Source organism: Massilibacteroides vaginae, from assembly GCF_900178525.1.
GTDB lineage: Bacteria > Bacteroidota > Bacteroidia > Bacteroidales > Tannerellaceae > Massilibacteroides > Massilibacteroides vaginae.
In genome coordinates, this window is the sequence record NZ_FXDJ01000009.1 from 1,545,161 (window position 1) to 1,570,736 (window position 25,576).

A 25,576-nucleotide genomic window follows, 5' to 3' on the forward strand; every position below is an offset into this window, starting at 1 on the left:
GCTTACTTTATTTTCTTACCATTAAATAAGGTGGCTACACCACTTTCTATAATCACATCCCCTTCTGTCAGCCCATTGGTTACAGCATAACTCTTTCCGTCGTTAAGCGTCAAAACGGATACAACTTTCTGTACAACAGAATCTCCTTGTACTATAAATGTCAAAATCTTATCTTGTTGTGCGAATGTAGCAGCCTGAGGAATCACGAACACATCTTCCAATATTCTCGGTATTTCTATTTTGCCGCTTGTTCCGCTCTTTAAAAACGCTTGTTGGTTAGGAAAAACAGCTCTGAAATTGGCCGAACCGGTTGTAACATTTACAACTCCGGAAATGGTTTCTAATTTTCCCTTTTCAGCATAAATGCTTCCATCGGCCAACTGAAGTGTCAGTTCCGGAGCATTTTTAATCTTCTCCGCTTGTGATTCACCTTCCAGAGAACTTAGAAATTCAAGGAGAGCTTTCTCGTTCATGGAGAAATACGCGTATATACTGCTGGTGTTGGCCACGGTTGTAAGTGTGCTTGCGCTATTAACTAAACTACCCAACCGATAAGGAATTGTACCCACGATACCATCAACCGGACTGGTTACGGTAGCCCAGCTTCTGGTTGCCTCCGCATTTGCCAATGTAGCCTTAGCCTGTTCCAATGTAGCTACAGCTGATTGGTAGGTATTTTCATACATTTGCAGTTGCACATTACTCAAAATCCCTTTTTCCGCCAAAGGGCGAATACGCTCAACATCTAATTTGCTGGTATTTAACTGAGCCTGGGCACTGTTTAACGCCGCCTTAGCCGATAAATACATCTGCTCGGAAGAAGGAGAGTTTATTTTGAAAAGAACCTGACCTTTTTTTACCGTAGTTCCCTCGTCAATGTAAACAGCATCAATAAAGCCATCCACACGAGGTTTAATATCAATATCCTCTTTCCCTCTTAGGGTAACAGGATAAGTCGTGTTTAACGTCGCGGTCTGTTTTGAAAGAGTCAATTCAGGATAACTTTGCATCGCGAATCCTTTATGTTCCGCACCTTTTTTACCACATGCGGAAAGGAGGAGCAGCACAAATATTCCGTAATAAAAAAAACCAATCTTCATTGTCTATAATTTATATGTATGTACAAAAACTAATAAAACCACTATTAAGCCTTAATTCTTCTAGATAATTAAAAAACAACAAAATCAGACATCTTGTTCTATCTTCATTTAATCTGTTTAGTTAAGAAAAAAATGCAACAAACATCTGTGTTCTGTTTTTCAGCGTTCTGGCATATTTTACGATTAATTATTTTCTTATTGTAATAATAAGACCGTTTAACCTATTGATAAGGATGAGTTTTGGATAAACAATGTAAAATTACGTATTTTTTGCGTGCTAATACATCTGTTTATTTGTGAAAAACACTTAAAAAGACAGGGGTGGGTTTTCTTTGCTAAGTTTTGCGCACTTTTTTATGGTTCTGTTTTTATTGCTTCCGCTGATAAAACCTCTGCTTTAATGTAAACCCGGTTGCAAGTACTGCCTACAGCTTTTAACGTACGGGTAGTTATTAAATGATGTAAATCCGTATTGGCAATATACCGGGTTACTTTGTTTAACTCCTGGCAGGCTGTTCGTGTTGTATAACCATACTTTTCCACATTTTTTAAAATACGTTTTAACCGTTCTTCCTGCGTATATTGATTTTCAGTTTTTCTGGATTTGTGTGTCAGCTGAAATCCCCTAATCTGTTCTTTCAGTTTAACAGAAGGCCTGAAATGGATGCCGTTAACCTTAACCGATAATAAATTTCCGGCTGTTTCACCTTGTTCCTTCCGGCTTTTCAGTCCTAAAGAAAATATTCCAAGATCGTCTAACTCAATATTATATCCCTGAGCCAGATAATAATTAAAGCAAAAATTGAGCGAATCCAGTGTCGCTTTCACATCTGCGGCAGAAATAGAACTTCGAGCAGAGATCAGCGTACACAATTCTTCTGTTTTAATAGTTCCCGAAGAATTAATCCTTGCCTGATGCGTTTCTTCGTTATTTTCACTTTGCAGGTTAGGCACTTTATGAATACTGTAAGAAATTTTCATAGTTAATTTGGTTTATATATTATTCGTGATAAAAAGAATGCAATATCCGATCAAAACTAATTTTGAAGCGCTTCGGCAAACATTTCAAAGCCCTTCAACAAATATTTCAAAGCGCTTCAGCAAACACTGTCAAGCTCTTCAAATTACTTTTCATTCGCTTACAAATATACTATCACCAATATACCTTATGCAAGTTGTTAGCGTGTTTTTTTTTGAATAAAATTATTCATTGGTTGTTTGTTCCGAACAAAAGAACTCTTAAATATTAGTAAGTAATTTGTATTGAATATAATGAAAAAAAACTATATTTGTCCGTAATTTATTGAAATGCACATAATTTGTCATATTATCCCATATTGCGTGAGAGCAATTTTCATGATATGATTAACGCAACCAGAACACAACTAACTAAAAATTCTATGAAAGAAGTCAAAAAAAACTTGAAAATCTTTTATTCTATTATTTTAATCTCAACCTGTTTGTTTGGGTTTATGTCTTGTAGTGACGATGACGACAATGGTAATACTACTTCCTCTCCAAGTTATCGGGATCGTATTTATTCGGGAGATAATCTTTCCGTTTATATCGGAAACGAAGTGATTAAGGGTGTTACGGCTAATGTGGAATCGGAACAGAAAGATGGTGGTGATTCGGGTATAAAAACGGATGAAAATGGAAATACCGTGTATCATTCCGATTCAATTTACGATATGACTATTACCCTGACCAACTTTCCAACAAATTCCGAGAAAACAACTCTAACAACAATTTTGTTGGAGCATCGTGATTTTTCCGGAACAGTAAAGCTTAATGAAAAAACGTATAAATATGTAGGTGAGTTCACCAATACTCCGTTGGATCCACCGGAAGAGCAGGGGTGCATTATTCGTTTCACTGCTGAATAGATTCTAAATTAATGACTTATTTGATAGCCAAGGTAGAGTGGTTAAGAAGAATCCATTTGTCTTTTATGGTAATTGTATTCTTCTTTTCCGCTGTATTGATCAACGCGCAAACACAGAAAGATACCACAACTATTAAGTTGCAGGAAGTGGTTGTATATGGAGACGAAGCGGGAAAGAATCTGACTGATCCGCTAATGGGACGCGTTTCAATAAAGGATAAGTTGATATTGAACCTTCCGGTTATGTTCGGCGAACCGGATATTGTCAAAACGCTTCAGACTTTGCCGGGAGTATCTCCGGGAGTTGAAGGGTTTACCGGACTCTATGTACATGGAGGAGACAACGATCAGAATCTTTTTCTGTATCAGGGTTTGCCGCTTTATCATGTAAGTCATTTGGGTGGTATTTTCTCCTCTTTTAATGTGTTTACAGTGAGAAGTCTTGATTTTTTTAAATCTTCTTTTCCTGCCCGTTACGGAGGGCGTATCTCAAGTATTACAGACATAGGGATGAACCAACCTGATTTTGAGAAATTTACCGGAAAATTCTCGTTGGGCTTATTAGGCGGAAATGCGTACATCTCTGCTCCTTTAGTGAAAGAAAAGACAGCGTTTTCTGTAGGATTACGCCGATCATGGATTGATGCCATTTCAATCCCTACGTTGGCTATAATGAATCAGGTACAAAAGAAGAAGGGAGAAAAACATATTGCCCAATATGCATTTGTCGACTTTAATATGCGTATTGATCATCACTTCAACCAGAAATCAAAAATGTATTTAGTAGGTTATTACGGATACGATAATCTAAAAATCGGAGAAAGATTATTCGAAAGCAGGGAAGACAAAAATGCAGTGATGAATTCGGGAGATAGTGACGAACCAAGCCGTTTTTTTGATGAGGATATAAACAGACTATCCTGGGGGAACTGGGGCGTTTTAGGAGCTTTTGATTATCGCTTGAATAATGGATTATTACATGCTTCTATTTATCATTCAAACTATTCCTCCTCTTATAAACAAGAAAAAGAATACCAGGCGAACCTTAGTGATCCGTCAACTTACGGCTATAACCGCAGTCATACAAAAAACAAAATTAAGGATGTTGGATTTAAGGTGTCTTACATGGGTGAATTTGGTGAATTCTACCTCTTTGAAAGTGGAGCAGGTTTCATTCATCACGCGTATCTTCCTGAAGGCCTTTTGAATGAATCAAGAGAGGGAGAAGAGTTATTCTCCGATGATAACAATAGTCCGGATGTTTCTGCTAATGAAGGTTATTTCTACATGGACAATACATTTAATATAACTGACCGGGTGGCATTTCAGGCCGGACTTCGCGGGGTTACTTATCATATTCAATCTCATAGCCATAACCGATTAGAACCACGTGCTTCTTTACGGATTAATTTGTCGCCTGATTACAGTATAAAAGCCGGTTATGCCCGCATGTATCAATTTGTGCAGCAGATATCGAGTAATTATATTAATCTTCCGACTGATTTGTGGCAACCCATAACGGCTGAATTAAAACCACTGCAAAGTGATCAGTATTCTCTGGGCCTTTATGGAAATTTACCTCATTCCATGTATTTCTCTGTGGAAGGATGGTATAAAGATATGCAACATCTGTTAGAGTATAGAGAGGGTATTTCTTCTCTTAACCCCAATTTAAACTGGGAGGAAAAATTAACGGCTGGAAAAGGATGGTCGTATGGTATAGACCTAAGTGTTTCTAAAACTGCAGGGAAATTTTCGGGCTCTGTGGGCTATGGATTAATGTGGAACCGGCGGAAGTTTGATGAATTGAATCAAGGCGAGACCTTCCCTGCTAAATTTGATAACCGGCACAAGCTAAATATCAACGCAAATTATAGTTTGAATGAGAAGATTGAATTTAATGCCGGATGGACGTATATGACGGGAAATCGCTTAACCCTTTCGCTGTATAACTACGACATACCGGGAGATCAGTTTCCCGATGCCCCCTCGGTAGGCGCTCCGAATCTTGATGAAATTACCGGAGTAGATTATTACTCGAAAAGAAATAATATCCGGATGCCTGCCTATCATCGCCTTGATCTTGGAATGAGTATTCATAGGCTGTTAAAGAATGGGAAAAAGGGTATTTGGAACGTTAGCCTATATAATGCTTATTGCAGAATGAATCCTATCACAATCAAAAAAGATGATGTGAATAAAATTTGGGAGGCAAAAGGAAATCAATGGAACCGTGTGTTCAAAACGTTTAGTTTTATTCCGGTTATCCCATCCGTATCGTATACTTATATCTTTTAATCTGATAAATATATGAAACGAACAGGTAAAACAATTGTTTACTCCAAAGTGAATAATCCGGTTAATTCCACACCACCTGAACGTATAAAATAAATTATAATCGCATGAAATATGTATACTTCATAATCATAGCTTTACTGCTTAATTCGTGCTATCGCGACATAGACCTGAATAAACATCGTGAAATGGAAGGGGAAAACCTGTTAACGATAAATTCTATTATTAATCCGGATTCAACGGTAGCTGTTGCTGCAACACGGATGTTCTTTTTTTCAGATGTTCACAATGAGCGCGTAGTTGTTTCGGATCTTGATATTGAACTTCATATCAACTCCGAATTTATAGAAAAGATGCGTTTCAATGCTCAGCGTAAACTATATGAATCTGTAAGCCGACCGGCAATAGGAGATGTGGTTTCTCTGCAAACTACATTTAACAATACAAAAGTGCAAACTGCCGATATCATTCCTGAAAGTGTTGCGATAGAATCGATTAACGCTGAACGACAAGGGCCAATGCATATTTATTCCGGCAATGATTACTTACTCACTTACCGAATTACTTTTTCTGATAATCCGGATGAAGAAAACTTTTACTTTCTGCAATATGATGTCGTAGATAAGCGATATGACGTTGATATGGGGGAACGGGATTTTACTTCTGAATTTGTGTTTCAACAACTTGCAAAGCAGGTAAATGGAACATTGCCGGGCTGGGAACCTTACTCGTTTTACGGACTCCCATTCTCTGACCGGGGGATTAACGGAAAGACACACACACTGGTAGTAAAAGAAAAAATTCAGGGAGAGTTTTCAAACTTGACAGCCCAAAAACAAATGAACCGTGAGTTCAAACTATACGCGATCTCTAAATCTTACTATAATTATCTTGTCAGTTTACTTTGTAATCGTTCCGATGATGGAGGTATTCACGGAGGTATGATCGATATAGGAGTTGCAGACCCAATTAAAGTGTATAGCAATATTGATGGAGGTATTGGCATTTTGGGTAGTTATGCGGTTGAACCTAAAGTAATCGACATATTCTCCTTTACCGGTAAGTTTCCCCAATAATTAACATGGAATTCATGTTATAAAAGTCAGCATTAAGCTTTCGTGTTTTTCGTGAATCGTCCTTGTCTAATTCAGTTTTAATTAAATAAATAATTACATTTGTTTCTTATCTTAACTGTTATACAATTTATATAACAGTCATCTTGGCTTAATAGATTTGATTCAGCTGTTTCAAGTTGAAAGGCGTTAACTATATCGCATTTGTGATGATTTTTTTGAAGACGTTTTTTTTAATAAAAAGGTCAAGGTGAATAACAAATGATCGTAGAAATTAGTATACAAGGATTGGTGCAGGGTGTTGGCTTCAGACCATTTATTTTTACATTGGCTAAAAATATGGGTGTGAAGGGGGAGGTGCTGAATTGTGTCAATGGGGTTGTTATACGGGCTGAACTTACGGAACCGCTGCTTGAGCTGTTTATACAAAGAATTCGCCTGGAATGTCCGCCTGTGGCTTTTATTCATCGTGTTGAGGTGAATAAGGGAATAAGCCGGACGGGAGTTTTTACTGATTTCGAAATTGCTAAAAGTATAGCCAACGAAACGCATATTACGCAGGTTGCTCCTGATATCGCCATCTGTGATGCTTGTTTGAACGATCGTAAAACTCAGCCTTTTCGCATGGGGTATCCATTTATTAACTGCACAAATTGTGGTCCTCGCTTTTCTATCGTAAAAAGTCTGCCTTATGACAGAGAACAGACAACCATGTCGGTTTTTACTATGTGTACGACCTGTCGTGAGGAATATATGGACATTGCAAACCGCCGGTTTCATGCGCAGCCTGTAGCTTGCACTCATTGTGGTCCGGTGTATTACGCTACGTATAAAGGAAAATATATCGCTGATTACGAACAGTTACTTGCCGAAACGGTGCATCTGATTGATGCTGGTGAAGTTGTGGCGGTAAAAGGGATAGGGGGGTATCATCTGGTATGTGATGCCTTAAATGAAGATGCAGTCAGGAAGCTTCGTGCCATTAAGCACCGGGACAGCAAACCGTTTGCCGTTATGTTCAACGGTATGCAAACGTTGCGCGAGTTTGTTTGTTGTAATGAAAAAGAAGAAGAGGAACTGACTTCATACAGAAAGCCTATCGTGCTACTTAAGCAGCGCAAGAAATTAGCGGAAGATATAAATCCGGGAATGCATACAATTGGTTCCTTTTTGCCTTATATGGCTGTTCATTACGATTGGTTTGAGCGTGTATCAACGCCTGCTTTGGTTATGACGAGTGGAAATCTGAGCGACTGTCCGATCGCCATATCTCCGGAAGAGGCCAATGAACAATTCGGTGGAAAGGTTGCGCTTATACTTCATCATAACCGAGCGATTTATAATCGGGTGGATGATTCGATCGTACAGGTTATCGGTTCGGATGCCTGTATGATTCGACGATCGCGAGGGTATGTGCCTGAACCACTCTTCGTGGATGAGGATATGGAAGGGATTCTTGCCTTTGGTGCAGAGAAGACAAACGCATTTGCTTTAGGTAAAGACCATACCTGCATCCTGAGTCAATACATTGGCGATCTGAAAAATTGGGAGACTTACTCTTTTTATCAGGAATCCATGTCGCGTTTTCAGTTTTTATTCCGTTTTGAACCGAAAGTCCTGGTTTGCGACCTGCATCCGGATTATTTATCTTCGGGCTATGCCGAAACAATTCATCAGGAAAAGGGAATACCGTTAATGCGGGTGCAACATCATCATGCGCATGCGGTGGCCTGTATGTTGGAGTATAATCTGCATGAGAAAGTGGTTGCTGTAGTTTGGGACGGAGTAGGGCTTGGGGAAGATGGAAATGTGTGGGGAGGTGAGTTTTTTCTGTGTGACAGATCGGGCTATTCACGTCTTTCTCATTTTGAATATATCCCGATGCCCGGAGGTGATTTGGCAGCAAAAGAACCCTGGCGTATGGTTGTGTCCTGTTTTCATCATTTTGGTTTGACTTTGCCTGATTCTTTTGTTGAACGAATAGGGGGAGAGAAAATAAATCAAATAAAAACGATTATTGATAAACGGTTGAACAGTCCGCTAACATCGAGTGCCGGACGATTATTTGATGCTTTTTCCTCGTTGTTGGGGCTTTGCGATGTGGCGACTCATCAGGCTCAGGCAGCTATCCTTTTGGAGCAATCGGCTGCGGAAGGAGTGACGGAATTGTATCCGGTACATTGTTCGGCCACTATTTCCATACGTGAGATGCTAGAACATATTGTTGTTGATATGGAAAAGAAAACCGGCGTAAATGAAATTGCTGTTAAAATTAATAATACATTTGCCGACCTGATTTTTCGGTTGGCAAAGAAACAACTGAAAGAAACAGGTGCAAACAAAGTCGTTTTATCCGGAGGATGTTTCCAAAATAAACGGCTGACAGAACTATTATTGGATTTATTTTCGAGGGAGGGAATTTCTTTGTACATTCCCCACCGCATTCCATGTAATGATGGCGGTTTGGCAGCCGGGCAATTAGCTGTTGCCGCCGCGCGGATGAAAAGTTGAATTGTATGCATGAATTAGCTATTGCGCAAAGTATTGTTCAACTCGCTGAGCAAAACGCGAGAGAGAATCAGGCACAAGAAATTGAGGAGCTTGAACTTGAAATAGGAAGTTTGGCAGGAGTGGAGATCGCATCACTGGAATTCGCCTTGCAGTGTGCCGTAAAAGATACAATGCTGAACAACGCGCGAATTATCCGGCATGATATCCGGGCGGAGGGGCGATGTGGCGATTGCGAAACACGCTTTTTTGTAGATACGTTGTTTTCACCTTGTCCGCGATGCGGATCGTATGCTGTGAATATCTTGCATGGAAAAGAATTAAGAATAAAATCGATTATTGTTAAATAAAGTAGAATAGTATGTGCGGAACTTGCGGATGTAGCAATCATGATCACGGGCATAGCCACGATCATAGTCATGACCACAGTCACAGTCATTCTCATGACCACGGAGATGGTACGAAAATAACCATAGAGCAAGATATTCTTCAGAAAAACAACCTGCTTGCCGAACGTAACAGAGGTTATTTTGAGGCGAAGAATATCTATTGCCTTAACTTAATGAGCTCTCCCGGAGCCGGCAAAACAGCGCTGCTGGAAGAAACGATCAGACGTATAAAAGGAAAGTCTTCTATCTGCGTAATTGAAGGAGATCAGCAAACGAATAACGACGCGGATCGTATAGCTGCCCTCGAAGTGGAAGCGTTTCAGGTAAACACAGGAACGGGCTGTCATTTGGATGCTGCCATGGTGAACCACGCTATAAAGCATTTGAAGCCGGAAGAGGATTCTATTCTTTTTATTGAAAACGTGGGAAATTTAGTTTGTCCTGCTATGTTTGATCTGGGAGAGGCAAAGAAGGTCGTTATTATCAGCCCGACTGAAGGGGATGATAAACCCTTGAAATACCCTTATATGTTTCAGGAGGCTGATGTCTGTATTATTAACAAAATTGACCTTGTTCCGTATCTGAATACGGACGTTAATAAATTGCGTGAGAACGCGCTTAAGGTAAATCATCACCTGGAGCTATTTGACGTATCGGCAACAACAGGTGCCGGAATGGATGCCTGGTGCGAGTGGTTGCTAAAAAAGAACAATCAATAATAAAATAACTATGGAAGCGACAGTTAAACTCTACTCTTTGTCTTATAATCAAGTAAAGACATACGCGTTTGCGGTTTTGTTTGTAATTGGTAATATTGTTTTTCCTCAGTTGTGTCATCTTGTTCCTAACGGAGGATTGACGTTACTCCCTATTTATTTCTTTACACTGATAGCGGCTTACAAATATGGGCTGACTGTAGGTTTACTTACAGCCGTTCTTTCTCCGTTGGCAAATCACCTTTTGTTCGGTATGCCTCCTGCGCCGGTGTTATTGTCCATATTGATCAAGTCGTCTATACTTGCTATTGCAGCGGCTCTGGTTGCTAACCGCTTGGGGAAGGTTTCTTTTTGGGGATTGTTAACGGCTGTGCTGATCTGTCAATTTGCCGGAACAATGTTCGAGTGGGCGATCGTAAAGGATTTCTTTGTAGCAATTCAGGATTTCCGCATTGGAATTCCGGGTATTCTTCTTCAGATATTTGGTGGATATGCTGTCTTGCGTGCAATTACCCATTGACCCGGCACTGTATCAGGACGACGTAAGACCGATTGTTTCAAAAACCATAGAACGTTTCGGACTGGAAGAATGGAAAGCCGGTGTGCTGACTAATTCGTTGCACGGTCATTTAGGTATATACGCCATTATGGGAGTAAAGATGGGATTGGCTGCCATTGAGTATCTTGGGGTTGAACCCGGAGCAGTCAGTATTCGGTCGTACGCAGGCATGAAACCGCCTGTAAGTTGTATGAACGATGGTTTGCAAGTAAGTGCCGAAGCTACTTTCGGGCATGGTCTGATCAGTTCTCCACCAACGGATATGCCGATACCTATGGCCGATTTTACGGCAAATGGTCGTGTGATTCAGATGCGGTTTAAACAAAACGTAGAGTCCATGATCAAAAACGAGATCAGGCAAGCTTTTGATAAATATGCGCATACTCCTCCCTACTGGGAATATGTTCGTAAATTGGCTATTCAATATTGGGCTGAACTGGATAGGAAGGAACTGTTTGATATAGTAGAAATTACTTCCTCGCGTTGATTGAAAGAATGAAACTGACAGAAACATTGATCGCTTTTATCGAAGACAACAGTCAGACGGATACATCCCGTTTACTGTTGAATGCTTCCCGTTATCCGGGGATCAATATCCCCTTTGTGGTTGAGCAGATCAATGCCCGCCGACAGATTAAAGACAAACTTCCCGGATGGTATGCCAACAAAGCATTGGTCTTTCCGTCAAAGATAGCTGCAGAACAATGCTCGTCAGAACAGACAGCCTATTATAAACAACAATTGGTTAAAAACACGGATCATGTATGCGATTTAACCGGTGGATTGGGTATCGACTCCTACTATTATTCGCTTAAAGCAAAGAAAGTCACTTACATAGAACGCTTTGAAAACTATGTTGAGGCTGCCCGTTCGAACTACGAACTACTTCACGCCGGCAATATTACGGTTATGAACGGTAACGGAGAAGAACTAGCGAAAGCAGTGGAAGACGTAAATGTATACTACCTTGATCCTGCCAGACGAGGTGGTGGAAACAAGCGGGTTTTTGCCCTGTCTGACTGCGAACCAAACTTAGTATCCTTGTATCCTGAGTTATTGGAATATGCTCCGAAAGTTATTGCGAAAATCTCCCCAATGGCGGATATTATGCATACCCTTACTTTGTTGCCCGGAACGACTGAGATACATGTTGTTTCGGTGAGAAATGAATGCAAGGAATTGCTTTTTGTGATCGGGCGTGAAAAAGAAAGTCAATCTCCGGTCCGGATTGTCTGTGCTAATTTCCTTACCAATGGAGAAATGGAGCGTTTTGTGTTTTCGCCGGAGGAAGAGCGAAGTGCCACGGCTACCTTTGCCCATACAATAGAACAATACCTTTATGAACCCAATGCCTCACTGCTGAAAGCCGGATCTTTTAAAGTGATAACGACCAGATACCCGATAAAAAAACTACATGTCAATAGCCATCTGTACACTTCGGATGAGCTTATCCCCAATTTCCCGGGACGCGTATTTCATGTCGAAGAAACCATTCCCTTTTCATCCTCACGCTGTAAACATATCGTTAAAACTATTCCTCAAGCCAATATTACTGTTCGCAATTTCCCTTTACGTGTGGAAGACTTGCGTAAAAAGACAAAGATAGAAGAAGGAGGAGAGCTATATCTTTTTGCAACAACACTGTTTGATGATAGTAAAGTGTTAATTAAAACAAGAAAAGTATAGAAAACTGTATACTCTTTTGTATCTTGTGTGCTTATTTTCAACTATATAAACTGTTAATCTAAATATTATGAAAGAAATGGAGCAATTATCCCGCAGGAATTTTTTTAAAAGTTCAATTGCCGCAAGTGCTATGGGAGTAGTTGGAGGAATTCCGCTATTTACATCTTGTTCATCACAAGCTAAAAACTCAAACAAGGAATTGCAACTTCCACAGCTGCTCAACCAGGCTCCTGATGGAAAGATACTTAAAGCCGGTCTAATTGGATGTGGTAGTCGTGGCACAGGTGCTGCCGTTGATTTCCTGAATGCCGGTCCTAATTTGCAAATTGTTGCATTAGGCGATGTTTTCCAGGATAAAATGGATGCATGCAGGGATATTTTAAAAAAACAAAAGAATGTAGAAGTTCCCGATGAGAATTGCTTTATTGGCTTTGATAGTTATGAGAAAGTGATCGACTCCGGAGTCGATGTTGTGCTGTTATGCACTCCTCCACATTTTCGTCCGGCTCATGTAGAAGCTGCCGTGAATGCGAAGAAGCATATTTTTATGGAAAAACCAATTGCTGTAGATCCGACCGGGGTACGCAATGTGTTGGCTTCAGTGAAAAGAGCGAAGTCACTTAATCTTAATGTTGTTAGCGGAACGATTCGCCGTTCTCAAAAAGATTATATGGAAACACGGCGCAGGGTGTTGTCCGGAGAGATTGGAGAGATCGTTGGAGCAAATATTATCAGAAACGGAGGTGCGTTATGGTATCGCAGCAGAAAGCCGGAATGGACTGATATGGAATATATGCTAAGAAATTGGGTGAATTTTTGTTGGCTTTCAGGTGATCATATCGCAGAACAATTTATTCATGAAATAGATGTGATGAATTGGTATCTTGGAGATTATCCGGTGAAGGCAACCGGCTGGGGCGGACGCCAAAGAAGAGTAACAGGAGATCAATACGACTTTTTCAGTGTTGAATATCTCTATGAAAGCGGAATGAGAACGCATTGTGCGGCAAGGCAGATCAGTGGTTGTTCGGATGGTAAGGTTGAGCAGATTAATTGTACTCAAGGATATGCTGATGCCGGTGGAAAACTATATGACCTAAAAGGAAATGTAATCTGGGAATACCCAATGCCGGCAGAAGGCGATACGAATTCGGAATGGCATGTGACTAATCCTTTTGTACAAGAACACATTAATTTTGTTACAGCCATAAGGACAGGAAATACGATTAATGACGGTGAAGATCAGGCCAATTCAACACTTGTAGCTATCATGGGTCGAATTGCTGCCTATACAGGTAAAGATGTGACACGTGATGAAGTGCTAAATGCCGATCTGTACTTGGGTCCTAAAACCTATATAATGGGTCCGGTTGAGGATATCCCCGAAATAATCCCTTTAGCCGGAGTTCAGCATAAAGAGTAAGTCCGGGAATACCCTGAAATAATATTTACTTGGATGTAATGAACTTCAGACAAACAGGTTTCTCAATTGTTGTAATATCCTGCTTTGTGTCTGTCAGCAAGCCTGTATTTGAATCGATATGGAATACCTGTATCAAATTGCTTTGTTGATTCGCAACCAAAAGAAATTTGCCATTGGGTGTGATAATAAAACTACGAGGATGAATACCGGTTTGCTGATACCCGACAGACGAAAGTTCGCCTGTTTGTTCATTGATCTTAAAAATCGCAAGACCATCATTTTTCAGACGATTGGAAGCGTATAGAAACTTGCCGTCAGGAGTAATATGGATATCAGCACTACCTTTGGTTCCTTCATGTTCAACTGTGTCGGAAGCAATGTGTTGAAAATTTGTAAGTTGACCGGCTGTATAAACAAAGCCGGAAACCGTACCGTCCAGCTCGTTGATGCAATAGAAAAACTTTCCATTCGGATGGAACACCATGTGACGCGGTCCGGCTCCTTTCGGAACGGCAAAGAATTCCGGCTCTCCTTTGGTTAGAACTTTACCGGAAGGGTCAGCCATAACATCAAATTTGTATATCCTATCCTTACCTAAGTCGGTTGCAAAAATATAACGTTTATCAGGTGAGGTGATAGCCATGTGAAGGTGAGATTCCGGAAAGAAGTTCAGTAATTGTGATACCGGCTTTAAAGACCCGTCGTTGTCTATAGGAAACACACTGACGCTTCCTCCTGTATAATTCGCGGTCATAGCAAAATTGCGTTCCGTATCCGTCAGAATATAACAAGGTCCCGGACTTTGGGTCTGTTGCTTATTGATCTTCGTCAGCTCTCCTTTCTCTTTATTAAACTCAAAAGCCGCTGCCGAAGAAGTTTCACCACTTTCACTTACCGCGTAAACAAACTTCTCATCTGAAGATATCGCCAGATAAGAAGGATTTGCCAATCCGGGTGTACTGCTTACAAATTCCGTGTTTCCTGTTTCCGTATTCAAATCATAAACGAAAATACCCGCCTTATCCTCCGGGCTATATGTTCCTATCAATAAATAAATCATGATCGCTTCTTTCATATCGTGTTGTTTTATGTTTTATTTTCCTGTGAAAATAAGCATAAAGTCTTTACCGAATATTTTTGTATGATTAAAAATAGAGTTAAAAGTGTCTTTCCCTTAAATAATTTCAAGTTAGATAAACAGATGATAAATCTGTTATTATTTTTCGACAGTTTCTTTTGTCTTTTGAGGTGTTTCAAATGGCAAAAGAAACTGTCAAATTTATTAATGATAAATGATGATCAGAGTTTAATTCCTTTATTTAGAAATATCCTCCTTTTTCTTTTATTTCTTGTATGCTTTGTCCTTCATGAACCCAACTGAAGATTTTTTTTTCGTTTTCTCTTATTTCTTCTGCCCGGATAAGGACATCATACGCCACATCACGTGGAACCACTAAAACACCGTCTATATCACCTATAATAATATCGCCCGGGCGTACAAGTGCTTCTCCGATAAGTATTGGTACTTGATAGTGTGTTATCAGACAGCGCCCAAGGCTGCCATTGGATATACGATATTTGTAAAATAAAGGAAAGTCTGCTGAAATAATCTGATGTGTATCCCGTATACCTCCGTCTATACAGGCAGCTCTTACTTTCTTACCTTTAGCAGTAGCGGTCATTACACCACCCCATAATGTAGCTTTTTCGTCCTTGTTCGTATCCCAGATCACAAAGGAATCTTCCCCCATCTCATCAAGCATCTGTGATCTGAAATCCATTTCTCCGGTGATTAATACATTCGGGCTACTCTTAACTGTAAAAGCAAATCCAGCTACTGTATCGTATTCTCTCAAAGGAAGTATATGGCCGGGAAATGCTTGATTCAAGAAACAAAATTCTCTTAATACATCGTTTACTGCTCCAGTATATAGTTGTTCGAAACGACTTAGTAACTCTTTGTCTGGAATTGGAAATTTTGCTTTTGAAATATACTCCCTGGTTTCAATTAGTTTCTCCAGATTCATCATCCCGATTTCTTTTTTGAATTGATCTACACTCATGATTTTTATTATTAGTTAAACAAACTCATTCCTCCGTCAACGTAAAAATCTCCACCTGTAATGTATCTTCCTGCGTCAGAACTTAGAAGCAATGACAATGCTGCACAATCTATAGGATGTCCGGCATGTCCTAGTGGTATTTTTTGTAATACAGTTTTTCTGTATTCAGGATTTGCTAACGCAGTTTCGTTGCGTGCAGTAGAAATAACTCCCGGAGCCAGATTGTTGACATTTATTCCAAAAGGAGCTAGTTGTACAGCTAAATTTTTTACAAGGTTGACAAGTCCGGATTTGGATGCGGCATAGATACACATATCTTTGTGAGGACTAGTCTGTTGTACTGATCCAATATTTAATATCCTTCCCCATTTCTGTTCTTTCATGTAGGGGACTACTCCTTGAATGAGGTTGAGGGTGGAGCGCAAATTTACGTTTATCTGTGCTGCAAACTCATCACTTGTTACTTCATTCCAGGGTTTACGGAATTGTACAGATGCATTGGCGATAAGTATATCTACTTTGCAGTTATTCGCTGAAATAAATTCATTGAACTTCTCTGTGATATTGTCTTCTATCAGGTCAAGCGGCCATAGCCAACATTGCACACCATATGCCCTGACTAAACGAGCTGTTTCTTCTGCAAGTACAGCGTTGCTTCTGTAGTTTATAATAATATTTGCTCCGTATTCGGCTAAAGCTAGGGCAATAGCTCTTCCGATGCCCTGCCCTCCTCCTGTGACTAAAGCCGTTTTTGAAGATAAGTCGAATAAATTCTTTATACTCATATTTTTTTCTGTTTATTTATTGTTATGATCCGGCGTTATTCAACTGTTCTGATAAAGAATGTGCCGAATCGATCAGCTTTTGGACCACCATTCTTTTTAAATCTCCCACAAACCTGAAGTCAGGAAGATATATTCCTAAGCTGCCTATTACTTGGTTGTCATAAAATATAGGGACTGAAATACCGACAATGTGCGATAAGGCTGTCTGATAAGCAATCCCTTCGTTTTTAATTTTCTCTAGTTCTGAAAAAAAAGATTCTCGTGTCGAAGCTTCTTTCCATATGATAGGAGAAGGAATGCCGAATTTATTTACAATCATCTCCTGATCATTTCTGTTTAGATAGGCTAAGAGTAATCTTCCGGTAGAGGTATCGTAAGCATTCTTCTCTTTATTTGATCTGACTTGAAGCTCGTGATCCGTATATTCCGTATGTAAAATGATACGTTTATGACTATGCTTGTTGTATATCGCGATGATCACGGTCTCATTGAGTAATTCACAGAGCTCTTTCATTATCGGTTTAGCTAATTTAGTCAGACTTGTTCGCGAAGAGAAATTGCCTGTCAAATAATAAGCCATACTACCCAGACGATACCCTTTCTTATAACCCATCTGCTCGATGTAGTTTCGTGCTACTAATGTTTTCAAGATATTGGCGCATGTAGCGTGGTTTAACTTTGTTGCATCAGCTATTTCTGTTAGTGAATGGACTTGTTCCGGATGTTTTGAGCAATATTCCAAAATATCAAAAGCTCTGTGTATTACTTGTATCATAATTATGGATGTAAGAATTGTTCTTTAAAAGTAATAAGAATATTTATTTTGAAAATCATATTCCTCCTACTATTGGATACCAGTCTTCATTATACGGGTCTTGATGGAACTTGGCATAATAATCACCTTTCTCTTCGTAATAACGCTCGTATTTAGCCATTTTATCTTCATCAAGTTCGACTCCTAATCCTGGACCTTCAGGAACTTTAATTCCGCCGTTTTCATATTTCAGTTTCCCACCTACAATTATATCGTCTTCCAGATAATGATAATGGGCATCTCCAGGCATAGTCATTGCCGGGATTGTAGATGCTGTATGCAACATGGCTGCCAGTTCAACTCCAAATTCAGCTCCTGAGTGCATCGCTACACCAAGATTGAATGTGCGACATACTGCAGTTAGATCTTTCACTCCCTTCGGACCTTCCCAATAATGCAGGTCCGTGAGAATAATGTCAATCGCATCCTGACGGATAGATGGTCCTAGATCATCAAATTTATTCGGATACATATTAGTTGCTAAAGGAATTCTGATTTGTTGACGTACAGCTCTCATGCCTTCTATTCCCCATGAGGGATCTTCGAAATATTGAAGTTCGAGTTCTTCCATTCTCTGTCCGGCTTTTACAGCGGTAGCAACGCTCCATACGCCGTTGGGATCAATACGCAATCCAAAGTCATCCCCAAGGCGTTCTCTGCATAATTGTAATACACGTATCTCTTCCATCGGATCCATAACACCCGCTTTCAGTTTCATCGCCTGAACTCCTAAAGTATCGTTTAGTTCTACACAAAGATCAGCCATGTCTTCTGCGCATTTATCATGTCCCCCACCGGGGCGATCATATCTCCAAAACAGATAGGCTATCATAGGAATAGAGTCACGCAATTTACCGCCCAACAATTGATGCATCGGTACGTTACAAGCCTTACCCTGTATATCCAGACACGCGATTTCAATTGCTCCATAAAGGCGTGAGTTTGATAGATAATAAATACTCCTTAATACTTTCAACTTAATAGCTTCCAGATCGAACGGATTCATGCCGATAAGTCGTGGTTTCAACTTCAATAACGCACCACGTTGATCTCCTCCACCAACTTCACCAAGTCCTACAATCCCTTCATCAGTGATCAGCTCCAGAATCGTCCTCATCAAATAACCCGGATGTACTCCCGTGTTATGCCGTAACATACAATTCATAGGAATTGCTACAGTACGGACTTTCATGTCAATAATTTTCATTTTTTCTTATTTTAAATAATACTCTTTAATCTGTGTGTTTCCTGTCTTATCCTTCCATGTTATACGATAGTTACCCTTAAATCCACGGAATTGAATCTCACCATCCTTATTTGGTTTAGTAGTGAGGGTTGTTTTCCACTCGTTGTTGATCAGATTATTAAGGGCATAATAAGCTGGTTTTGCAACCATTTCCCGAGTGAATATACCAGAGATAGAAGGTTCGCCAGGGGCTCCACAATCATCTACAACATTCCACCAGGTGATACCCATCATATATTCTAAACTGAACCATAGACGGTATAGATTCTGTGTTATAATAGCTTGAATTTGTCTTCCTTTTTCATCGTTTCCCGGTGCTGTGATTGTTATCTCACTTAAATGAATAGGAAGTTTCGCTTCACTCAAACGTTTATCCCATCCCCAGATATGGTCAGGAGTTTGTATCTCTTTCCCTGCGGCAATGTCAAGGCATTGCTGTGGATTGAATAGGTGCATTTGTGAACCCATAATATCGACCTTGCAATTTCTATCTAGTAAGTCTTTTGTTTGATCGGTATAACTTTGACTCAGATTGTAGTCATTAATGTTTAAAAGAACATTTTCAGGAAAAGCCTTGGTTGCTACCTTAAAGGCTTCATAAGTATAGTCGCCTGGCATAATTCCATAGATGCTCTTTGCAATTGTACTTCCGGGTATCAATAAACCTCTCTGATGATCTGTCGCACTTTCGTTAACAACATCCCAGCTATGAATGCGATCTCCGTAATAGTTTGCTATATCAACGATCCGTTTTTCAAACCGGGATTTCAGTGTCGTTGTGAAATAGGGGAACATCTCTTCTAATTGAACGGCAGTCATCTGATTATATTCTTCTGAATATTTCTCGCTATCTAAATAGTTTTCTACATTTCCGTATTCAAGAATCAACTTATTCATCTTAGCTTTTTCTTCATCAGTCATTAAGTTTTGTATCAACCAGTTTGGATTGTGCCATTTTCTGTTACCCCAGATCAACGGATGTCCATGCATACGAATATTTTTACTTTCGCAAAATTCCACAACAGGATCCGTTGCCGGACGACGCCAATGCGGCTCTTTTTTAGGTTCCGCTACATTATTCCAATATGCTTCCGTATCCCAATATTCTTCTTTAAAGCGTGGACGATTGGTCTGCATTTCAAATACCCTCCAATAGAAAGCTATAGTTGCAGAATTAAATAGAGTGCCATATAGCTCTTTATACTTTTCGTTATATTCCGTTTTGCCTAACTGATTGAAGTTGAAAATATGTGCGCCGAAGATAAATTCATGTGAAATCTGTTCGATCTTAACTTCTGAGTCAGTAGCAAAATCGGTTAATGAAATTTTTCCATCTGCTTTCCTGTTTTTCTCAATATCCTTATCAATCTGTGCCTGTACCTGAGGATTCCAAATCTTCCAGTAGGCACTACTCATCGTTTTGTCTTTGTCTTCTTTCTCGCTTTTGGGGAATGAATGTTGTGCTTGCAATGCCCCAGAAAACAACAACGCGATTAGTATACTTAGTGTGTTTCTCATGATGTTAATTGTTTAAATAGTATTCTTTTGTTTGTGTTTTTCCTTCTTTATCCTTCCATGTAATTCGATAATTACCCTTGAAACCACGGAACTTTATCTTACCTGTTTTATCACTTTTAACCGTAATGTTTGTTTTCCATTCATTATTAACGAGATTGTTTAATGCATAGAATGACGGTTTAGGTTGCATTTGTCTGTTAAATAAGCCAGATGTTGTAGGTTCACCTTCTGCTCCACAATCATCAACTACATTCCACCAAGTGATCCGGAATATACTTGGCCATGAAAACCAGAGACGATATATGTTTTGCGCCATTATTGCCTGAATCTTTTCAGCCTTTTCGTCTTTACCCGGAGCAGGTATGGTTATTTCACTTAAATGGATAGGGCGTTTAAATTTATCAAGTTTTTCTAAATAACTAATCACACTTTTGGGTTGCCATGAGGTGCCATTTGCAATTACATTTTCTCCTTCAGCTATACGTAGACATTCTTCATTTGAAAAAATATGCATCTGTAAACCGATTACATCTATCTTGGCTCCTCTGTCGATTAAATCTTTGATGAATGGCGGATAGACTTCTCTCCATGAGTCATTTATGTTGAATGTAACTGTAGAAGGGAATTTTTTTTCAGCGGTTTTGAACGATTTGTAAGTGTAATCTTCCGGAATTACTCCATAGCGAGGTTTACCAAGTGTTGGATCTACGCTTTCATTAACAATATCCCAACTAGGAATTCGATCTTTATAATAGGTTGTTATTTCGTTAATTCTTTTTTCGAATAAGCATTCCATCTCATCAACTTTGTCTGGATCTTTGGATACCCACTCAGGATGATTCCATTTTGTGTTTCCCCAAATTAGAGGGTGTCCATGCATTTCTATTCCTTTTGCTTCACAGAATTCAATGATTTTCTCTGGTGCTGGTCGTCTCCAGTGGAATTCTTTCCATGGCTCAGTTAACTGATTCCAGTAAGACGGCGCATCGATGTCTTTTGTTTTATAGCGTGGCTTGCCAGCCTCAGGTTCAAATGTTTTCCAATAAAAGGCGATTGTTGCTGAATTAAACAATGTCCCGTATAGGTCTTTATATTTCTTATTTAAATCATCTGCGCCCAATTGATCGAAGTTGAAAATATGTGATCCAAATAAAAAGTCATGCGATGTTTGTTCAATTTTGACATTTGCACCGGGTGAAAGATCTTTCAACAGAATTTCTCCATCGGCTTTTCTATGTTTTTCAATATTCTCATCGATCTGTAATTGTAGTTGGGGATTCCATAATTCCCAATAAGTACTCCCCATAATTTGGTCTTTGTCTTCTTTTGCGCTTTTGGGAAAGGTTTGTTGTGCTTCTGCAGCTACACAGAAAAGAACGCTAAAGAAGATAATTGTAAAAGTCTTCATGATAGTGATATTTGTGTATTTAATTATTTACTTTTTCATCATAATAGTTCTCATTGAAGAAGAACTTTAGCCCAAGGAACACTAATATTGCCCCTAGAAGATAGGCTCCTGCTAATAAAATAAAACCTACCTCTAGCCCTGCAATAGTTTTGATCTGTCCTAGTATTACTGGTGCTAATGCTCCGATAATAAAGGCGAAAGCAAGCATAATGCCCATAGAAGATGCCCGGTATCGCGGCTCTATCACATCAAATAATGCGGCAAATAAGTTAGAGTCGTAAATCCCTCTGAATATGCCAAATAACCCCATTGCGATATAACACCATAGTTTGTCATCAGTAAAGCCCATCCAATAAATAAACGGAGCTCCTAGTAATAAACCGAGTATTTCTATCTCCATACGTATCTGTTTACGCTTAAGAGCTAATTTATCAGAGATTCGCGCGCCAACCATCACGCCGAAAAATGCAAATAAGAAATGATATAATGTAGAATGTAATCCAGCTGAGGAAAGAGACATATTAAATTTTTCATGTAAAAAAGTAGGCATCCATGTTAAATAGCCGACATTGACAAAACACATACATCCAAAAGCTAGACTTAGAAAGTAGACTGTTTTTCTGGAAAATATAGCTTTAATGATTTCTGTAAAACGAGGATTCTTATCATGTGTATTTGTTTCTTTTTTAGGCATAGGTGTATCTTTAATACCCCACAGGGCAACAAATGCCCAAATAACCCCGATAAGGCCGAACGACAAAAAAGCCATCCTCCAACCATAATTCTCCCCGATATATCCGGCAATAAAACCACTGGCAACAATACCGGTATAAAGAGAAGTTTGATGTATAGACATGGCCATAGCACGAGTTTTTTGATGAAACTGACCTATTAGTGATGTCGCAGCAGGATAATAAAAGGCCTCTCCACCACCTGTAGCTATACTTCGGAAAACGACTAATAAAATGATCCCGTTTGCAAATCCGGTAAACAATGTGCCTACACTAAAAATCAGTAAACTGAAAAAAATAATCCATTTTCGTCGGAACAGGTCTCCCGCAAAACCAGCGATAGGAACCATAATACCATAGAATAAAGTAAAAAGAGTAGCAACCAGACCTATCTGAACATCAGATATCAGAAGATCCTCTTTAATTAATGGAATAACAACATTAAATATCTGTCGATCTCCCTGATTCAGGAAATAGGCAACCCAAAGGATGATAACCAATCTCCATTTGTAGTCTAATTTAAATATCTTCATTATGAATATTGATTTTTATAATTGTTGTTTTTGTATTCCAAGATGTAACTGTCAGGTTAAAGGACTTGCTAGGCTTACTTTCTCTTAATTTTATATCCATTGTTATTTTTTGCGACTGCCCAGGTTCAAGCCAGAAAAAATTATCAGTTGCAAAGAATATTCTTTTCACTCCTTCCAGTTCAATCTGCGTCATGAAAGACGGGATTTTTCCCGTATTCTCTATTTTAAATGACAATATACCTTGTTGATTTGTAAACGATTCTAGTTTTACGTTTGAAACTTTGATTGATGTTTTTGATTGAGCTACTGAAGGCTTAATCCAAGGTCCAAATTCTAAGGTAGGCCAAGGCATAGGTTCATTGCTGAACTTCTGATAGAAAGCCGTATCTTCCATTTGTTTTATTGTCCTTGGCCAATAATCAGACTGAGATATCTTTTGGCCAGATTCATCATATAAAGTCGCAATAGCGAAGAAATACTTTTCTTTATAATTATCTGGAATATGGAAAGAGCCTAGCTCTGTGCCGGAAACAGATGTTCCTGCACTAACATGAATGGGGCTCTCATGTTTCCAGAGTTCTTTAAACTTATCGTCCAAAATTTTCACTTTGATTTTCCCCGTAAACCCTCGTTGATTTACTCCATTTAAGACTTTAGCTTCTACTGGAAAAACTTCACCCGGAGCCCATAATAAACGTTTTATATCAATCATAACACGGATGGGATTGTAGGTTCGTTTTAGAAAATAATATGTTGCAGAAGGATGACCAAACCCATCAACTAGATTAATTGCCGCTACTACCGGCCAGGGACGTTTGTAGACCCAAGGCATTAGACCGGATGTTACCGGATAATTACTTTGGAATCCTTCAGACATTACTTGATAAAATTCTCCTGCGCCAATTTGAGTAGCTTCGGCAATTGCTTCGATTGTCGGTTTTGACATATCATCAATATGAGATGCACGACTTAACATACGAGGGACACGTTCCGGATTGTATTCCGCAAAATGAAGAACAAATTCCGGATGATTTGTAACGAACTCTTTCTCATACATGCCACTTAGATTATTTAGTTCGTCAGGATTGACCACTTCACGGATGTTTTTTGCATCAGTAATACAATGGACTCCAGTTTCTGCAACGTAAGGAATTAAATCAAATCCTTTATACCAAGCAGGGTCAAAGTCCGGATAAGAATGGAATGATCCTGCGTCAGGAGAGGTACGGAGGAAACAGCGAGTGGGGTCAAAGATGTTTATGTTACGTTCTAAAATCCCAAGAGTTGCAGCATTGCCATATGAATAAGGATTGAACTCATTTCCTCCACACCAAACTGCTAAAGAGGTTCGATTGCGAAGCCGGAAAATATTCTGGCAAACCTGTGCTTCCCAGACATCTTGCGGCCAATCTGGAGTGTCGAAATTGGCGATGTTGAAGTCCTGCCAAACAAGAATACCATATTTGTCGCAGGCATCGTAAAATTCTTTACTCTCTAATAACGCACTACCCCAGATGCGAAACATTTGAATACCAGCATTTTTAGCCATACGAATAGCCCAATCGTATTTATCGGCAGTTAAATCATATAGTGCGTCAACTGGCATCCAGTTGATACCCTTAACGAAGAATTTTTTGCCATTCGCAACAAACTGCCAACTTTGCCATCTGTCTCCGGTGCGTACACCTGCTGTTCGTTCTTGCTCAATTATCCGGATTCCAAAGTTCAACTCTATTTTATCGACAGGTTGATTGTTAACCTTAAGCGTAATTCGTGTCTGATAAAGTTTTTGTTCTCCCAGTCCATTGGGATACCAAAGTTTAGGATTATCTAAAATGAACTCTTCTTCCATAAAGCAACGTCCTTCTATGACATAGGGAGAGAATTCTTTTACATAAGCTACTTTATTGTTATCGATAAATTCAACAGAAACAGAAAGATTATCTTTTACTTTTATATTTTGAGGAGCTTGTTTAGGAAAGCTAAAGTTTGATATCTGTGTGCTATGCCATGGATGTAGTTGATAATCTCGTGAGTTTGTTCCGGAGAATATCTCCATGGTAAATCCTATTGTTGCTTTTCCATTATCAATTGTTTTTGTAAACAAGAAAGGTCGTTCGATATGATAAACAGGAAGAATTTCAATTCGCACATTACGCCATAGCCCCAAGTTAAAGTATGGCTCCATAGCACTACCTCCGGTAAGGAACCAACCTTTTACAACAGTGCCAGGTTTATGAGGATTAAAATCCTGTTTTTGAAAATTTGCGGAGATTACTTCAACTATCAGTGAATTGCTTACTCCATATTGGACGTCATTACTGATATCAAGGACAGGCCCACCGAAAATACCGGAGTGATTTCCTAAAAGCTTACCATTTAACCAGACTTTTGCATAATAATCAATACCGTCAAAATTCAACATAATATTATTTCCTTTTGCTTGAGAAGGAAGTGTGAAATCTTTTTTATAGTACCAGATTTTTTGCTCTAACATTTCATGTTCCAATGCATTCAGATTTTTATATGGATCGCCTAATTTCCCAGCTTTGAAATGAGCCATTTGTACAGACGTAGGATATTCGACGTTGATCCATTCAATATTACTTAGCTCTGAAAGCGAGATTATTGGATTTTCTTTAGAGCCAAGTTGCCAGTCGGCAGAGATATCAATATGTTGATTCCCTGATCTGGGAAAAACATAATAGGGGAATTCTAATCCTGCAGTTTTCTCCTGAGCTGTAATGTTTGAGGGAGAAAAAAGGGAATATCCGATAAAATATAGTAATAATATGATTGATGTTTGTTTCATGATCTTTTGAATATTGAGAATCTGGTTTAATA

At 39.3% G+C, this 25,576-nt stretch carries 21 protein-coding genes; 10 read left to right on the forward strand and 11 right to left on the reverse strand.

Going from position 1 to position 25,576, the window contains the following annotated elements; all coding sequences use genetic code 11:
• Positions 1-2 precede the first annotated feature (2 nt).
• Both B9Y81_RS14895 and B9Y81_RS14900 read right to left on the reverse strand, forming a co-directional pair.
• Entirely contained in the window at positions 3-1,100 is a 1,098-nt protein-coding gene (locus tag B9Y81_RS14895; protein ID WP_085537684.1) for an efflux RND transporter periplasmic adaptor subunit, read from the reverse strand.
• A 354-nt stretch (positions 1,101-1,454) separates the two neighbouring features.
• Positions 1,455-2,081: an HU family DNA-binding protein gene (locus B9Y81_RS14900; RefSeq protein ID WP_085537685.1), complete on the reverse strand. Its 627-nt coding sequence runs from the start codon at positions 2,079-2,081 to the stop codon at positions 1,455-1,457.
• A 419-nt stretch (positions 2,082-2,500) separates the two neighbouring features.
• Between B9Y81_RS14900 and B9Y81_RS14905 the strand changes: the two genes are divergently transcribed.
• The 10 genes from B9Y81_RS14905 (at position 2,501) to B9Y81_RS14950 (ending at position 13,634) form a co-directional block, all read left to right on the forward strand.
• Complete coding sequence (locus tag B9Y81_RS14905) at positions 2,501-2,986, forward strand: hypothetical protein (protein ID WP_085537686.1); 486 nt, start codon at positions 2,501-2,503, stop codon at positions 2,984-2,986.
• An 11-nt stretch (positions 2,987-2,997) separates the two neighbouring features.
• Positions 2,998-5,283 (forward strand): TonB-dependent receptor plug domain-containing protein, encoded by a 2,286-nt coding sequence (locus tag B9Y81_RS14910; RefSeq protein WP_085537687.1) that lies wholly within the window; start codon positions 2,998-3,000, stop codon positions 5,281-5,283.
• A 104-nt stretch (positions 5,284-5,387) separates the two neighbouring features.
• Positions 5,388-6,356 carry a DUF4249 domain-containing protein gene (locus B9Y81_RS14915; RefSeq protein ID WP_085537688.1) on the forward strand — a complete coding sequence of 323 codons (969 nt, stop codon included), beginning with the start codon at positions 5,388-5,390 and terminating at the stop codon, positions 6,354-6,356.
• Positions 6,357-6,614: 258 nt separating this feature from the next.
• On the forward strand, positions 6,615-8,864 hold the full coding sequence (gene hypF, locus B9Y81_RS14920; protein ID WP_085537689.1) for a carbamoyltransferase HypF: 2,250 nt from the start codon (positions 6,615-6,617) through the stop codon (positions 8,862-8,864).
• A 5-nt stretch (positions 8,865-8,869) separates the two neighbouring features.
• Entirely contained in the window at positions 8,870-9,211 is a 342-nt protein-coding gene (gene hypA / locus B9Y81_RS14925) for a hydrogenase maturation nickel metallochaperone HypA (RefSeq protein ID WP_085537690.1), read from the forward strand.
• Between the two features lie 11 nt (positions 9,212-9,222).
• Positions 9,223-9,969, forward strand: coding sequence for a hydrogenase nickel incorporation protein HypB (gene hypB, locus B9Y81_RS14930; protein WP_085537691.1), 747 nt, complete (start codon positions 9,223-9,225; stop codon positions 9,967-9,969).
• A 10-nt stretch (positions 9,970-9,979) separates the two neighbouring features.
• Entirely contained in the window at positions 9,980-10,486 is a 507-nt protein-coding gene (locus B9Y81_RS14935; RefSeq protein ID WP_085537692.1) for an ECF transporter S component, read from the forward strand.
• On the forward strand, positions 10,458-11,012 hold the full coding sequence (locus B9Y81_RS14940; RefSeq protein WP_085537693.1) for a formylmethanofuran dehydrogenase subunit E family protein: 555 nt from the start codon (positions 10,458-10,460) through the stop codon (positions 11,010-11,012). The genes B9Y81_RS14935 and B9Y81_RS14940 overlap by 29 nt, the downstream gene beginning before the upstream one ends.
• Before the next feature lie 8 nt (positions 11,013-11,020).
• Positions 11,021-12,211, forward strand: a complete 1,191-nt coding sequence (locus tag B9Y81_RS14945) for a THUMP-like domain-containing protein (RefSeq protein WP_085537694.1) — start codon at positions 11,021-11,023, stop codon at positions 12,209-12,211.
• 67 nt (positions 12,212-12,278) lie between these two features.
• Positions 12,279-13,634 (forward strand): Gfo/Idh/MocA family oxidoreductase, encoded by a 1,356-nt coding sequence (locus tag B9Y81_RS14950; protein WP_245832461.1) that lies wholly within the window; start codon positions 12,279-12,281, stop codon positions 13,632-13,634.
• 25 nt (positions 13,635-13,659) lie between these two features.
• On the opposite strand, the gene B9Y81_RS14955 is transcribed toward B9Y81_RS14950, so the two are convergent.
• The 9 genes from B9Y81_RS14955 to B9Y81_RS14995 form a co-directional block, all read right to left on the reverse strand.
• Complete coding sequence (locus B9Y81_RS14955; RefSeq protein ID WP_085537695.1) at positions 13,660-14,709, reverse strand: lactonase family protein; 1,050 nt, start codon at positions 14,707-14,709, stop codon at positions 13,660-13,662.
• 244 nt (positions 14,710-14,953) lie between these two features.
• On the reverse strand, positions 14,954-15,697 hold the full coding sequence (locus B9Y81_RS14960; protein ID WP_085537696.1) for an RraA family protein: 744 nt from the start codon (positions 15,695-15,697) through the stop codon (positions 14,954-14,956).
• An 11-nt stretch (positions 15,698-15,708) separates the two neighbouring features.
• Entirely contained in the window at positions 15,709-16,482 is a 774-nt protein-coding gene (locus B9Y81_RS14965; protein WP_085537697.1) for an SDR family NAD(P)-dependent oxidoreductase, read from the reverse strand.
• Positions 16,483-16,504: 22 nt separating this feature from the next.
• The gene (locus B9Y81_RS14970; RefSeq protein WP_085537698.1) at positions 16,505-17,257 is read right to left on the reverse strand and encodes an IclR family transcriptional regulator; all 753 of its coding nucleotides are present in this window, start codon (positions 17,255-17,257) and stop codon (positions 16,505-16,507) included.
• A 55-nt stretch (positions 17,258-17,312) separates the two neighbouring features.
• On the reverse strand, positions 17,313-18,503 hold the full coding sequence (locus B9Y81_RS14975) for an enolase C-terminal domain-like protein (RefSeq protein WP_085537699.1): 1,191 nt from the start codon (positions 18,501-18,503) through the stop codon (positions 17,313-17,315).
• Between the two features lie 6 nt (positions 18,504-18,509).
• Positions 18,510-20,060, reverse strand: coding sequence for an endo-1,4-beta-xylanase (locus B9Y81_RS14980; RefSeq protein ID WP_085537700.1), 1,551 nt, complete (start codon positions 20,058-20,060; stop codon positions 18,510-18,512).
• Between the two features lie 4 nt (positions 20,061-20,064).
• Positions 20,065-21,468 carry an endo-1,4-beta-xylanase gene (locus tag B9Y81_RS14985; protein ID WP_085537701.1) on the reverse strand — a complete coding sequence of 468 codons (1,404 nt, stop codon included), beginning with the start codon at positions 21,466-21,468 and terminating at the stop codon, positions 20,065-20,067.
• A 19-nt stretch (positions 21,469-21,487) separates the two neighbouring features.
• Entirely contained in the window at positions 21,488-22,732 is a 1,245-nt protein-coding gene (locus tag B9Y81_RS14990; RefSeq protein WP_085537702.1) for an MFS transporter, read from the reverse strand.
• A complete protein-coding gene (locus tag B9Y81_RS14995; RefSeq protein ID WP_085537703.1) occupies positions 22,719-25,544 on the reverse strand; it encodes a glycoside hydrolase family 2 protein in 2,826 nt (941 codons plus the stop codon). The genes B9Y81_RS14990 and B9Y81_RS14995 overlap by 14 nt, the downstream gene beginning before the upstream one ends.
• Between the last annotated feature and the right edge of the window lie 32 nt (positions 25,545-25,576).

Coding starts and splice junctions, on each gene's coding strand:
- B9Y81_RS14940 (WP_085537693.1), top strand. CDS start 10,458: ATGCTGTCTTGCGTGCAATTACCCATTGACCCGGCACTGTATCAGGAC.
- B9Y81_RS14950 (WP_245832461.1), top strand. CDS start 12,279: ATGAAAGAAATGGAGCAATTATCCCGCAGGAATTTTTTTAAAAGTTCA.
- B9Y81_RS14985 (WP_085537701.1), bottom strand. CDS start 21,468: ATGAAGACTTTTACAATTATCTTCTTTAGCGTTCTTTTCTGTGTAGCT.
- B9Y81_RS14915 (WP_085537688.1), top strand. CDS start 5,388: ATGAAATATGTATACTTCATAATCATAGCTTTACTGCTTAATTCGTGC.
- B9Y81_RS14975 (WP_085537699.1), bottom strand. CDS start 18,503: ATGAAAATTATTGACATGAAAGTCCGTACTGTAGCAATTCCTATGAAT.
- hypB (WP_085537691.1), top strand. CDS start 9,223: ATGTGCGGAACTTGCGGATGTAGCAATCATGATCACGGGCATAGCCAC.
- B9Y81_RS14970 (WP_085537698.1), bottom strand. CDS start 17,257: ATGATACAAGTAATACACAGAGCTTTTGATATTTTGGAATATTGCTCA.
- B9Y81_RS14960 (WP_085537696.1), bottom strand. CDS start 15,697: ATGAGTGTAGATCAATTCAAAAAAGAAATCGGGATGATGAATCTGGAG.
- B9Y81_RS14895 (WP_085537684.1), bottom strand. CDS start 1,100: ATGAAGATTGGTTTTTTTTATTACGGAATATTTGTGCTGCTCCTCCTT.
- hypA (WP_085537690.1), top strand. CDS start 8,870: ATGCATGAATTAGCTATTGCGCAAAGTATTGTTCAACTCGCTGAGCAA.
- B9Y81_RS14945 (WP_085537694.1), top strand. CDS start 11,021: ATGAAACTGACAGAAACATTGATCGCTTTTATCGAAGACAACAGTCAG.
- B9Y81_RS14910 (WP_085537687.1), top strand. CDS start 2,998: ATGACTTATTTGATAGCCAAGGTAGAGTGGTTAAGAAGAATCCATTTG.
- B9Y81_RS14900 (WP_085537685.1), bottom strand. CDS start 2,081: ATGAAAATTTCTTACAGTATTCATAAAGTGCCTAACCTGCAAAGTGAA.
- hypF (WP_085537689.1), top strand. CDS start 6,615: ATGATCGTAGAAATTAGTATACAAGGATTGGTGCAGGGTGTTGGCTTC.
- B9Y81_RS14995 (WP_085537703.1), bottom strand. CDS start 25,544: ATGAAACAAACATCAATCATATTATTACTATATTTTATCGGATATTCC.
- B9Y81_RS14935 (WP_085537692.1), top strand. CDS start 9,980: ATGGAAGCGACAGTTAAACTCTACTCTTTGTCTTATAATCAAGTAAAG.
- B9Y81_RS14965 (WP_085537697.1), bottom strand. CDS start 16,482: ATGAGTATAAAGAATTTATTCGACTTATCTTCAAAAACGGCTTTAGTC.
- B9Y81_RS14905 (WP_085537686.1), top strand. CDS start 2,501: ATGAAAGAAGTCAAAAAAAACTTGAAAATCTTTTATTCTATTATTTTA.
- B9Y81_RS14990 (WP_085537702.1), bottom strand. CDS start 22,732: ATGAAGATATTTAAATTAGACTACAAATGGAGATTGGTTATCATCCTT.
- B9Y81_RS14955 (WP_085537695.1), bottom strand. CDS start 14,709: ATGAAAGAAGCGATCATGATTTATTTATTGATAGGAACATATAGCCCG.
- B9Y81_RS14980 (WP_085537700.1), bottom strand. CDS start 20,060: ATGAGAAACACACTAAGTATACTAATCGCGTTGTTGTTTTCTGGGGCA.